Origin of the sequence: Xanthomonas sp. NCPPB 2866, from assembly GCF_041475745.2 — a bacterium.
Lineage (GTDB): Bacteria > Pseudomonadota > Gammaproteobacteria > Xanthomonadales > Xanthomonadaceae > Xanthomonas > Xanthomonas arboricola.
In genome coordinates, this window is the sequence record NZ_CM192975.1 from 4064706 (window position 1) to 4077815 (window position 13110).

The 13110-nt window shown below is 58.4% G+C and carries 10 protein-coding genes; all 10 read right to left on the reverse strand.

The features are described 5' to 3' along the window. Positions 1-492: 492 nt before the first annotated feature. Complete coding sequence (locus tag ACCQ04_RS17150) at positions 493-1434, reverse strand: NAD-dependent epimerase/dehydratase family protein (RefSeq protein ID WP_184458176.1); 942 nt, start codon at positions 1432-1434, stop codon at positions 493-495. Beyond that, positions 1418-2452, reverse strand: a complete 1035-nt coding sequence (gmd, locus tag ACCQ04_RS17155; RefSeq protein ID WP_012439287.1) for a GDP-mannose 4,6-dehydratase — start codon at positions 2450-2452, stop codon at positions 1418-1420. Before gmd ends, ACCQ04_RS17150 begins: the two co-directional genes overlap by 17 nt. Positions 2453-2529: 77 nt before the next feature. After that, positions 2530-3165, reverse strand: a complete 636-nt coding sequence (locus ACCQ04_RS17160; protein ID WP_372358573.1) for a glycosyltransferase — start codon at positions 3163-3165, stop codon at positions 2530-2532. Continuing rightward, positions 3165-4913 (reverse strand): glycosyltransferase, encoded by a 1749-nt coding sequence (locus ACCQ04_RS17165; protein ID WP_226427580.1) that lies wholly within the window; start codon positions 4911-4913, stop codon positions 3165-3167. Before ACCQ04_RS17165 ends, ACCQ04_RS17160 begins: the two co-directional genes overlap by 1 nt. A 20-nt stretch (positions 4914-4933) precedes the next feature. Next, positions 4934-5995 (reverse strand): glycosyltransferase family 4 protein, encoded by a 1062-nt coding sequence (locus ACCQ04_RS17170; protein ID WP_226427472.1) that lies wholly within the window; start codon positions 5993-5995, stop codon positions 4934-4936. Positions 5996-6044: 49 nt separating this feature from the next. Then, positions 6045-8333: a methyltransferase domain-containing protein gene (locus tag ACCQ04_RS17175; RefSeq protein WP_226427473.1), complete on the reverse strand. Its 2289-nt coding sequence runs from the start codon at positions 8331-8333 to the stop codon at positions 6045-6047. 39 nt (positions 8334-8372) lie between these two features. Beyond that, a complete protein-coding gene (locus ACCQ04_RS17180) occupies positions 8373-9659 on the reverse strand; it encodes an ABC transporter ATP-binding protein (RefSeq protein ID WP_226427474.1) in 1287 nt (428 codons plus the stop codon). After that, a complete protein-coding gene (locus ACCQ04_RS17185; RefSeq protein WP_226427475.1) occupies positions 9656-10441 on the reverse strand; it encodes an ABC transporter permease in 786 nt (261 codons plus the stop codon). The genes ACCQ04_RS17180 and ACCQ04_RS17185 overlap by 4 nt, the downstream gene beginning before the upstream one ends. Positions 10442-10532: 91 nt before the next feature. Then, positions 10533-11912, reverse strand: a complete 1380-nt coding sequence (locus ACCQ04_RS17190; RefSeq protein WP_184458172.1) for a glycosyltransferase family 4 protein — start codon at positions 11910-11912, stop codon at positions 10533-10535. Continuing rightward, positions 11909-13108, reverse strand: a complete 1200-nt coding sequence (locus ACCQ04_RS17195) for a cystathionine gamma-synthase (protein ID WP_184379319.1) — start codon at positions 13106-13108, stop codon at positions 11909-11911. The genes ACCQ04_RS17190 and ACCQ04_RS17195 overlap by 4 nt, the downstream gene beginning before the upstream one ends. Positions 13109-13110 lie beyond the last annotated feature (2 nt).

Genomic DNA, 13110 nt, shown 5'->3' on the forward strand with positions numbered 1-13110 from the left:
AGCACCAAGCCCTCACAGCATCGGCTCCAGAGCCGCAACTAATCAGTATTGCCCTGCCAAAATTGGCGGCTGGCGATGAAGTCAGGGTCGAACTGCACTTCGATCGTCCAGCCTCACCAGTCGAGCTTGGAATATCTCCGGACGCGCGCGCTCTGGGCATTTCACTCAGGTCTATGCAGCTGTTGGGCCCCACGCCCTAGCAGTCACTGGCCGTGGACGGGCAAGCCAGCAAATGCAATCAGGCCTGGCGTTACCTGACCCGTATCCGGTGCGCGCCTCTGCACCTGGTGACAGCGCACGCCGCGGAATCATGTATCTCAGATCGACCATTGATCGCACGTCTACCAAGCAACCTACGTCACGTCATATCCAACGTGACGTAGGCTGTCTGGCCACATCAGTCACCGCACCTCAGGCTTCTGTGCGTCGCATACGCGTAGATAGATCACGGAAGCCAGCCAGCTGCCAGCATTTCGCGAGGCCGAGCTTCACTCAGCCTTCTTCGAGCATCCATTCCAGGGTTTTCCGCAACGGCGGAGACGTCCAGCTCCCGGTAAGTTCCTGTAACAATCGGTTATCGCCACATAGCATCTTGACTTCATTGCTACGCACAAACTTCGGGTTCACAGAGACCTCTAACGAATGGCCAGTGATCTGTGTGCACAGGTCGATCACTTCCCGAAGGGAATAAGCCGTTCCGGAGCACACATTGACTGTACGACCGATGGCATCGGCTGATTGCAAAAGCTTGCCATAGGCCGATGCCACTGCCCTGACGTCACCGAAGTCACGCGACACATCCAGATTTCCCAACTCGATCCGTGGCTCTCGCCTGACAAAGTGCGAGACAATCTTGGGAATGAGGAAGTTCTCCGACTGCCCCTTACCCGTGTAGTTGAATGGTCTGACTACGGTGACAGGCAACCGACCCTGCCAAAGCCGAACCACGTACTCCATGCTCAGCTTGCTGATGGCGTAATCGTTTGTTGGTGCCGGAGCAACCGACTCATCCAAACGCCCTTCCGAGGAGTTGCCATAAACATTGGCACTGCTGGCGATGAGGAGCCGCTCGAGAGAAATTTCAGCCTCTTCCACTGCCTGCAGCAGATGACGCGTGCCGATCAAATTTACGTTGTAGAAATCATCTGCACTCCCGTGACCTACAAACGCAAGCGCAGCCAGGTGAATGATGATATCCGGACGGGTAGTCTTCAGCACCTCACGCAGGGCATCCTGATCGAGCAGGTTGACTTGGTAATGACGGTCGACAGAGGCCAGGCCGCTAGCCCAGTCCGGTGCGGAGTGATCGGAGCCGCCAAGCCCCAGCACTTCGCAGCCTAGATTTTTTAGTTCATCAGCCACATAGCGGCCGGTGAAACCGGACGCGCCAGTGACTAGAACCCGCTTGCCGTTCAGATCAGAACGAGAAGCCATGCGCGTTCCTCTTGAGATCGGCCTCGACCATCATCTGGCAGAGCTGCTCCAGCGTGGTTTCAGGCTTCCAGCCGAGGACGCGCGTTGCCTTCTCGGGATCACCGATCAGCAGATCCACTTCTGCAGGACGGTGGAATTTCGCATTGATGCGCATCACCACCTTGCCGGTAGCGACATCCACTGCAGTTTCATCTGCATCTTTGCCGCGGAATTCGACGTCAATTCCGGCCCCCTTGAAGGCCATGCTGACAAAATCACGGACGGTTTCAGTGCGATTTGTCGCCAGAACAAAGGTATCCGGCTCATCGGCCTGAAGCATGCGCCACATCCCTTCCACGTACTCGCGCGCAAAACCCCAATCGCGCTTGGCATCCAGATTGCCAAGCTCCAGGCATTCCAAGCGTCCAAGTTTGATCTTGGCCACCGAGTCGGTGATCTTTCGTGTCACAAATTCGCGGCCGCGCAGCGGGCTTTCATGATTGAACAGAATCCCGCTGGAGCCGAAGATGCCATAGCTCTCACGGTAATTGACCGTCATCCAATGCGCGTACAGCTTGGCAACGCCATAAGGGCTGCGAGGATAGAACGGCGTGCTTTCGATCTGCGGGACCGCCTGCACCTTGCCAAACATTTCCGATGTCGAGGCCTGGTAAAACCGGATGTCCTTGTTCACCTGCCGAATGGCTTCCAGCAGGTGGACCGGGCCGATGCCGGTGATGTGCGCGGTCGTCGTCGGCTGGTCGAACGATACGCCCACGAAACTTTGAGCCGCCAGATTGTAAACCTCGGTGGCGCCCGTGCTTTCAAGCATACGGATACTCGAACCAAGGTCGGTCAGGTCGTACTCGATCAGGTGCAAATTAGGGTGATTTGCAATTCCCACCTCTTCGATACGCCAGAAATTGACCGAACTGGTACGGCGGTATGTGCCGAACACACGGTAGCCTTTATCCAACAACAGCTGGGCCAGGTAGGCACCGTCTTGGCCGGAAATGCCGGTAATCAACGCAGTTTTCATCATCCCTCTCTTGGTTACTTATAAATTCCGGAATCAAGCCGAGATTGAACGCGGCTCGTTCCGATGATCATTGAGTCTCAGCGCGTGGCCAAAGGCTTTCCGCCCGCACCACAAACTGTTTCCTTGCCCTGGTCCTGGCACGAAGTCAGGGGGCCATAATCGAGCGAATCCACCTTGAAGTCGCTGTACCACGCCACCGATTCCTGGACGAGGCCGAATCGCAGCGTTTTCCCAATCACCGCCTGGCTGGGCACATCTGCGATCACTTCAGCGGAGCCACCCGCCGGAATGCCCTCGGCAGGAAGCGGAGCGCGCAGGAAGTCCCGGTTCGAGACATTGCCGGAATCATCCACCAGGGAGATGGCAAGATTGACCGGCAGTGTGCCCTTTGAGTTGATGGCGACCTTGCCCGAATTGGTGACAGACACTGCAACCCGTACCAGTTCGCCGTTATTGGCCAGTACCGGCTCCGAGGCAATGGCGTAGCGTGCGCCAACCTGCTCTTGCGTCAACGGAGTCGACATGCCGCCTGCTTCGGTGGTCTGGGCAGCCTGCTGGGGTTCGGCCTTCACTGGCTGTTCTGCCTCGGGAGCCTTTGAGCAGCCGGTGAACGCAATCACCGTCGCCAGGACGGCAACGGAGCCGAAGGAAACAGGAGATTTCTTACTGTTTTTCATGGATAAGGACCTGTGGTGGATGAGCACGCCGCTCATTATTGAGCGGCTTCTACTCGAATGAGAAGTCGGGCCGGTGAAAACCCACGGCTTTTGAACCAGCAGACCGACTCCTGGACTAGATCAATCTCCAGGTAGTAGTCACCAGCGACTGCCGGAGCGCGCACTGTGAGATCGTGAACTGCAGAAGACATCGGCGCGACCGCATCGTGAATAAAATGGCGAGGTTGTTCGGCTACCGCCGTCGGTGTTTCGACATGAACCCAGAAGTGTCCGAGATAAATGCCGAACGGCCGCAATGCGTGACCGAGCGGACTGAACCAAGAGTATTCGCTGTTGTTGGTCAATTCGACACGCAAGGAGATTATGCTGGACGGCTCGGCAACCAGCACCTCCTGCTCAGCAACGACAGCCTGCCCCTGAAAGGCCTCTTCCGGCAACGGCTCACTGTAGGGATAGGGTCCCACTGTTGCCCCCACCACACGCGCATGCGAATCCAGCTCCTGATCCTTCAATGCTGCCAGGGCTGGGTTCGCCCAACGATCCCCGCGCAGGCTGCTCAGCACGTCGATTCGATGCAGCTCCTCGGCAAGCGGAGAATCGATGTCGACCTTCAGGCTTGCGACCGCATCAGCCACACAGTCCTTGAAATCGGAAACAACCCGATGGCGTCTCAACAGCCGCGCATATCCTTCCGCGGCTGCATAAGGATCAAGTGCCAGCCGTCTTGATGCATCGGAACACTCTTCAGCCCAGGCGGCATAGGTTGCAGGGGCGAGCGTCAACTGACGCAGCAACGCTGCCAGAGCGTCCGGGCATTCTGCATCCGGCGCGACTTTTTTTACCGAAGCGGGCAGCTCTGCATACCAACCGTGATCCGATACGATGACGGGGAGACCCGCCTGCATCGCTTTGCATACGACAGCCGAAGCCTCGCCCATCGTTGGCTGGCGCAAGGCAATCATCAGATCCGCACGCTCGAATACCTTACTGAACTGATCGTCGTCGAGATGGCCATGATTGATCAGCTGCACGTTACGCAGGTCTGCAATACTCTCCAGCTGGTCGAGTACGACTGCTTCTACCTGACCAGCGATTTCCAACGTAATCAGCCCATTCAGTTCGGAGTCGATCGCCGACAGCGCCTGCACAATCCAATCGAAGCGACGATTCGTATGCCCACCGCCCAGCAGCGCGATGGTGCGCAGATTGTCACGAATGCGATGCTGAGCGACCGCCGGGTACAACTGCGGCACCACCGTCACGGGGAGCCAGGGAAAATCCTTGACGATTTGATCGGCTGCATATCGTGAGTGCACTACTACCTCAGTGGCCAGTTTGGTGGCCACTTGATGCAGCGGAAAACGCACCACATCTTCCCGATTCCAGACAGGCGATCCGCTACGAAGCGCCAGTTTGGCGGTTCTGACGTCGGTGCTGGATAACCACTTTTCCAGCAGACTGAAATAGTCGCCGTTGAGAAGGCGGCCTTCATCATTCAGAACCCCAGCAGCCATATGATGCAACACAAGATCATGCAGATGCACGATTCCCGGCGCTGCTGCCATCAATGGAAGCATCCATCCATGGAACACTGGATGGTTACCCATCTGGTAAACGATCGCGTCCGCTCCAAGCAGTCTATGGACGGTGTTGTTCATCCCGAGGTGAACAAGATCGGCATGGGCAATCGCATCGACCTGCAGCCCTTGATCTCGCAGCAGGTTTGACAGACCTGCCGTGTATTCTGCAATGCCTGAGCGCTCCGGAGGATGCGGCCCGACCATCGCGATGCGAAACGGCGTACTCAAAGCCGACTCTCCACCAGATTGCTTATCACGCGATCCCAGGTAATGGAGGTACTCATGTGCTGACCAGCCTCAGCCAGTGCACGAAGTTGTGCCGGTTCTTTCGCATAACAATCGAGCAGGCTCTCAGCGATCGCCTCTGGCGTAGGACTTGTAACCCAACCGCTGCCGGTGGATTCGACGATCCTGCCCACTTCACCGCTATCGTCAACTGTAATGACCGGCTTGTAGGCAGCGAAGCTTTCCAACGTCGCAAATCCGTAATCCTCATCCACCGGCGAGTAGAAGACCGCACGACAGTTGGCAATCAGCTCAAGCAGCTTCTCGTCTTCCACGAAGCCCGCAAGCTCGACGCGATCCGTCAGGCCCAGCTCGCGGATCAGCGGTGCCAGAGAGTGGGCATACTCGCTGGCGCCGGTTCCGGCGATGACCACCTTGGCATGGGGGACATGCTTCGCGGCCCGGATCAGCAGATCGGGACGCTTCATCAATTCAAGACGACCGATACACAGCACGTAGTCGCCATAGTCTCCCGAGGTGATGAATGGCGCCAGCTTCGACGGCGGATAGAGAACCTCAGAGCCCAGACCGCTGTACTGCTGCAGACGGTCGGTAACCGTCTGAGAAATGGTATATCGAGGCTCGATCTCCGCCAGCAACTCCCGGTCGGACGCCCGCAGGGCATCACGCACCGCCGAATCTTTCGCGGTCAGGTGGGGCTGATCGAAGCGCGTACGTTCCAGGTCGTAAAGCACTCGATGCTGATGCACGAGCCAAAGCGCCTTATTGGCATGCGAGGCGGCATAGGTCGGATACTTGGTGCAGATGCACAGGTCGATTTTCTGACCATTGCTTTCGTTCAAATTCAACAACCTCCATGCGAGCATGGAAGACAGAATTTCTGTTTCTGGATACCACTTGTAGGGCAACTGCACCAGCTCTGCGACGACCTGGCGCTGCTTGCCCCACAGATTGATTTGCTTGACAAGCTCTTCGTTAAGCAGCTCCGCGCCGCCTCTGACAAACGGCACTTGCGCGCCAAGCACAATAACTCTCTTCACCTACATTCCCCTTCATGATGTCCTTGCCGGTACCTGGCAATCCCTGTCCTTATTTCTTCGACTTCCTGATCCGGCTACCCAACTGATCCAGCGCTGCCAGCTGCTTGTCGATTGCCACATCGGCGGGCGTTGCCACCTCATCCTCCGCAAGCACAGGCTCTGTGCGCTCCAGCCGCTGCGGTGCATGAACCACAAAAGGTCCGCCACGCTTGGTTACCTTCATGGTGACCCATCTCAAAGGTGCTGTCACACGCCATGAGCGGCTCGTATGAAGCTCTCCGATCTGGCCCTCCAGCATATCCACTGCCAACTCAAGTTCACGAATGCGGCTACGTGCGTCCTCGAGGGCCTGCAAGCGATGGGACAGCTCCAGTTGCAGCTCTTTCACCCTGCGTGCGTCCGCTGCGCTGGTGGTCTCCGACCTATTGACGCGCTGAACCAGGGAAACAATTTTCGCCTGAAGTTCGTCGATGGTTGACTGCTGCTGCGTGTTGACGCGCTCCATCTCCGACATGCTGACCTGCATGCCATCGCGCTCCTCGACCAGTCGACTGAGGTCAGCGGCAAGCAGTTCCGACAGTTCACGAACCCGTTGACGCTCTTCCAGTTCGGACTCGAGCATCGAAATCTGCGAGACGAGCCTTGCGTTCTCGGCCTCCCGATCCGCCATGCCATTGTTGAGCTGTTTCTCCCTGTCCTCGGCTTCGGCAGTGCGCTTTTCCAGATCTTTTGCCCACTCCTGAAGTTCGCTACTCACCTTTTCCAGATCGCGGTAGCGGTTATCGGCCGTCTCTGCTTCCAGCTGAAGGGTTGCAAGCTTGTCCTGGGCCTGCTGAGCCCCTACCTGCAGGCGCTCAATCAAGGATGCGCGTGCCGCAAGCTCAACACGGTCATGCTCGTTCTGGGTATAGAGGGCGCCAAGGCGTGTGTTGTAGCTCAGCAACGCCTGTTGCATGTGGCTGTAAAGCGATGTCCACTCAGGCGCATGCAATGCAACCGGTTCAGAACGCGCCAAGCACTCTTGCAACTCTGCAAACGTCCAGCGTGCCTGGTCTCCCCCAAATGCCTGGATGAAAGCATTGCGATAACGAGGAGGAAGCGTCATGAAGTCCAAAGCCGGTTCCCGACCGGGACTGGCCGGAACAATGCGACGTTGCAGGATTTCCTTGACCGTAATCAGGAAGGACAACAATAAGTCGCCCAGCCAGGAGCAATCGGTGGCTTCGGCAGAAATGGCGCCGTAGTCGATCAGAATGGCCTTGCCTTCCTGCGAAATCAGAACATTCCAGCAACGCACGTCATTGTGATAAAGACCCACGCGCTCGAGCATTACCAATTGCTCAAGCAATTCGGAGACTACTTTGTCCGGATCATAGGGCGAGCCGTCGTCGATCAACTCCGAAAGCAGGCGTCCGCCGGCCATTTCCCTGACGAGGAACAAATCCGATGCATCGTCCAAGGCCGCAATCAGCCGTGGTACGGGATACGATGCAGGAGGATTTCTGAGAAACTCGACCTCGTTATTGAATTCCTGCCAATTGATTTCGGCGCGCCCACCGATGCCCATCGTCATCTTCTTGACGAACACCTTGTCGCCGAAATAATAGCGTCTGCTGTACTGATGCGTTCCACGTCCATAGGCATGCGCCTCGCCCGACCAGGAACTGAACCTGCCGACGGCCTCACCCACGTACCAGAACTTGCTGCTGGCGAAGTACAGCGGCCTGGAAATCGAAGACAGATGGGTTGCCTGCCTCGACAACAACCTGGTGAAGGCATAATCGGCCAACAACTCCGCCGGGTCGTGCGGCAGGGAGGGCCCCCAGTACAGCGGCTCCTCACGCAATGCCAGCTCGAAGATCCCGGCGTCCGTGACCTCGGAGAGCTTGCGACATAATCCAGCCACTCGCGCAATTCCCTGGGAATGCACCAGATGATGGAAGACACTCAGCCCCAGGACCAGATCGTACTGGTCTGGATCAAGCCGCGCGATGACGTCTTCCACTGTGCCGTGCTCGAAAGACGCAGCGAACATCCGGTGCTCCTGGGCCAACGCCTGGCACACATCGACATTGAGATCCAGAAAATCCACACCGTGGACCTGATGCCCCTCGGCCGCAAGGCTCAATGAAAAGAATCCCTGGGCGCAGCCGAGATCCAACACCCGCAGTGGGCGGCCAAGTTCTCCCTGGAGCCTTTGTGCACATTCGCGAATCAGCACAAACCTGTCTTCGCAGCCGCGCGAACTTCCCTCCGAAAGCTCGGGATGTCCGAAAATTGGCTGATATTTCTCAGGCAGAGCGGCCACCCGCGCGCCAATATGCATTGTCTCAGTCATGACTAATGTTCTCTGATGTGATGGTAGATCCTGACGCCGTCATGACAACGCTTCTACGATTTCGAAATCGGCCTTGAGGTCCATCATCCCCCAGAATTGCATCCCCCTTGCGACGTTCAGCACGATGGCGTCGTAACGACGATCCAGCGGCGTCAATTCCACAAGCGGGTCACCACTGGAAATGCCGAGCGAGACCAGATAGTTCGCTTCATTGAGGTCGAGAGGCATGCTGAACTTGCAGACGATTACCTGTCCCGCTTTTACCGAAATCCCGGCCCGCCCTTCGCTGGAAAGGAAGGAGTTGGTGCCGTAGAGGAATAGACCCTCGAGGGTTTTAATCAAAAACCCGGGCACCACACTGTCATAATCCTGATCGAAAGCGATCTTGACGTAAAATACCGTCCTGGTACCGCTCTCTACGCGAGCAGGAAATTCCTCCCCGCCGCTGACAACGACATAATCGAGAATTCGCGCACCGCCCTGCCCCCAACGGTGTTCGCCGGCATTGTAGTAAGGGCGCGTATGAAAGATATCCTCATCGCCAGCGTGCATCTGGCCTGGCGCATCATCGGCCTGTGCTTGAAGCGATGCAGGCTTCTTGCCGAACAACTCGTCCAGATAAAGGTTGGAGACCTCACGCGAGGGCCCATCGGCATGAACGCTACCGTCCTTGATCAAAATGGCACGATCGCAGTGTTTGACAACATCTCCGACCGCGTGACTGACGAGGATGAGCGTCATGCCCTCGTCCTTGTAAGACTGGATGCGCTTGAAGCACTTCGCCTGAAAATACGCATCGCCCACCGACAATGCTTCGTCGACGATCAGTACATCGGGCCGGAATGCCGTGGCCACCGCAAACGCGACGCGCACCTGCATACCGCTTGAGTAGGTGCGTACCGGCTCATCGAAGTACTCTCCGATCTCGGCAAACTCCTGTATCTCGGGCAACACCTTGTCGATTTGCTCCAATGTGTAACCCATGAGCCCGGCAGAATGTCTGGCATTCTCCCGGCCACTCAGGTCCGGATTGAAACCCATGCCGAGCTCAAGAATCGCGGCGATACGGCCGTGCCGGATGATGCGTCCCTCGGTAGGTTGCGACGTACCGGTGATCAGCTTGAGCAATGTGCTCTTTCCGGCGCCGTTGCGCCCCATGATCCCGATCGACTCACCCGGAGCGACTGAGAACCCGACATTCCGCAGAACCCAGTGCTCCTCTCGCGGCTTGACCTTCAACCCGAACCAGCTGGCAGCGCGTAGCCACTCGCTGCCCCAGACACGGTAGGACTTCCCAAGCCCCTCAACCATCAACACAGGGCTCATAGGGCATCCACCATTTCGGCACTCGCGCGGCGAAAAACAACCAACGACAGGACACACAGGACGAGGGTGGCCAGCATGAGCGGGACAAGCTCGATCCACGCCGGGGAACGTCCGTAAAGAAGTACTCCCTGATATGCACTGACAAGCGGGAACAGCGGATTGAGCTTGAAGAGTTCCTGGGTCTGCGCGGGAAGGATATCGATGGTGTAAACGATAGGCGTCACCCAGAACATTGCCTGCAGAACGACCGGTACAACCTGCCCGATGTCACGCACGAAGACATTGAAGACGCCGAGCAGCAATCCAATCGAAATCGCGAAAGCCAACGTCAGCAGCATCAGCAGCGGCAGCCAAGCTGCCTGCGGGCCCAAGGTGTGCCCCAGGATAGCGAACACAATGATGATTGCCAGGAACAGCAACAGATTGTTCACCATGACGGTGCCGCCGGCAATGAGTGGGAGACATATCCGCGGGAAGGCCTGCTTCTTCATCAGATTGCCGTTATCCACGAACAATGAAACACATTTGCCAATGCATTCGGCAAACAGGGTCCAGCAAAGCGTTCCGGCCATCAGATACAGTGCGTAAGCAAACTTGTTATTGACGCCTGGCAGCTTCGCGGCCAGCACCTCGGAAAGAATCGTCGCAAAGATCAGCACCTGCATGAGCGGGTGGATGATCATCCACAATGCGCCGAGTTTGCTGCGCAGGAAGCGCAGACGCAGGTCATTCCTGATCGACGACAGGATGAAGTATCGGAAGGCCCATACGGACCGGATCATGTCCAACGTTACTACCTCTGAAAGTGTTCACTACTTTGGTGAAGCGGGCAACCAAATCGCTACATCACAGGATCGACAAAAACAGTCACCGTCAGTGCGTTGACGCGACCACCTTCGCAGCCCTTGCCAGCAGGTGTCCCGCTACGCTTCGGGGAGCAAGCCTTATGCAGATATCGGCCCTGGCTGCTTCGCCCAGCCGCCGCGCCTGTAACGGGTCGTCCGCAAGCCGACGCATCGCAGCTGCGGCAGATGCGATGCTGGGCTCTGCCCAGCGCGCGCCATCCGACTCCGGATATCGCCCCGCAACCGGCACCAGGTCGTAGTCTACGAGGCAGGAGTTGCTGTCCGTCATGAACTCCATGTTGCCCGACCAGCCCGTCGCAATGACCGGCTTGCCAAGTGACATGCACTCGGCAAGCCCCAACCCGAAGCCTTCGGCCCGATGCAGCGACACATACACGTCACAGCATCGCTGCAGCGCCCGCACGTGCATCCTGTCGATCACCTCGTCCCGCAGCAGGATCCGCTTGTCTGCCGCGACCAGGCCCAGGAGTTCTGCCATTTGTTCGGGATACATATGCCCATTGCTTGACTTCACGACCAAACGCACGTCGTCACGGCCGTCCGGAAACGCATGCCTGAATGCATTGACCACGGCCTGGGGATTTTTCCTGGCCACGAAGGAGTGGAAATCAAAAGTGAAAAGAAAGACGAAGGTTTCCGGATCCAGCCCGAAGTCCTGTCTTTGCAAGCCGCTATCAGGCTGGTCAGAAAGCGGCAGCGGAAGTCGCATGATCGGTTTGTCGGTCACGTTGCGGAACGCATCCTCGATGAATCGTGAGGCCACCATGATCTCGTCCACCAGCGCAATGGCACTCAGCCAACTTGGCGGAATCACTTCAAGTTCCCAGAACCAGCACGCAATGACGTAATGCCCGTCCATACGGGCCCGGCCGATCTTCTCTAAGGCGGCTTCGAGGTAGTCGGGGTTAACGAAGACGACGGTGACCTGGTGCGGCATGCGCTGGTCGATGAGACCATCCAGACTCCGGTCGTCCCAGGAGTGTGGAAGCCCCATATCCAGGTCATACAACGACACGGGAACGCGAGCGCTGATCAGCGCACGCGCATACATCCTTGCGCTCTCAGCCAGCCCGAATTCGCCACGGAGATAGCCGGCAATGTTGATCCCCACCGATGGAATCCGGGTGACGGAGAAATCAGCGTCCATCGGCAAGGAAGTGTCGGCGCCTTTCGCGCGCAGCTCCCAGGCGGCGGTGCGCTGAAACCGCGTTTGAACCAAAGAGCGGGCGGACAGCGTGGAAGAAACGCGGTCGCGCCAACTCTGCGGGAAAACGCGATAGATACGCTGCAACCAGGACTGTTGGCGTACCCACGACTGCAGTCGAAGGCCGGCCAGCCCGCTCCGCCAATACGCGAAGATGCCCTGACGTTGCGGCGACGCGGTCATGGAGAACTGGATGCCTCGAGCGCCTGCGCCAGATCCCCCCGCAAATCCCCCACATCCTCAACCCCCACGCTCAAACGCACCAGCGCATCGCTGATGCCAAGCTGCTCGCGGCGGGCCACCGGGATGGAGGCATGCGTCATGACGGCGGGATGGTTGACCAGGCTTTCGACGCCGCCGAGCGATTCGGCCAGGGTGAACAGTTCGGTCTTCTCGCAAAAACGTTTGGCCGCCTCGAAGCCGCCCTTGAGCACGATCGAGACGATGCCGCCGAAGCCGGACATCTGGCGCTGGGCCAGTGCGTGCTGCGGGTGCGAGGCCAGGCCGGGGTAGATCACCTTTTCGATCGCGGGGTGGGTTTCCAGCCATTGCGCCAGCGCCAGCGCGTTCTCGCAATGCGCGCGCATGCGCAGCGGCAGGGTCTTGAGGCCGCGCAGTGCGAGGAAGCTGTCGAACGGCCCTTGCACGCCGCCGATGGAGTTCTGCAGGAAGGCCAGTTGCTCGGCCAGTTCGGCGTTGTCGCCGACCACCGCGATGCCGCCGACCATGTCCGAGTGGCCGTTGAGGTACTTGGTGGCCGAGTGCACCACGATGTCGGCGCCCAGGCCGAGCGGGCGTTGCAGCATCGGCGAGGCGAAGGTGTTGTCGACCACGATCAGCAGCCCGTGCTTGCGCGCGATCGCAGCGATGGCGGCGATATCGACCAGCTTGAGCATCGGGTTGGTCGGGGTTTCGATCCACACCATCTTGGTGTCGGGACGGATCGCGGCTTCGAAGGCGGCCGCATCGGTCAGGTCGACGAAGCTGAAATCCAGGCCGGCGGTGCGGCGACGCACCCGCTCGAACAGGCGGAAAGTGCCGCCATACAGGTCGTCCATCGCCACCACGTGGCTGCCGGCGTCCAGCAGCTCCATCACCGTGGAGGTGGCGGCCATGCCTGAGGCGAACGCGAACGCACGCGTGCCGCCTTCCAGCGACGCGACGCAGCGCTCATAGGCAAAGCGCGTGGGGTTGTGGGTACGCGAATACTCGAAGCCCTGATGCTCGCCCGGGCTGGACTGCGCATAGGTGGACGTCGCGTAGATCGGCGGCATCACCGCCCCGGTGCTGGGGTCCGGCGACTGCCCTCCATGGATCGCCAGCGTGGCGAGCGAGAGTTCGCGCTCGCCATCGTGGCTGGGTGTGGTGCGATTGGACATGG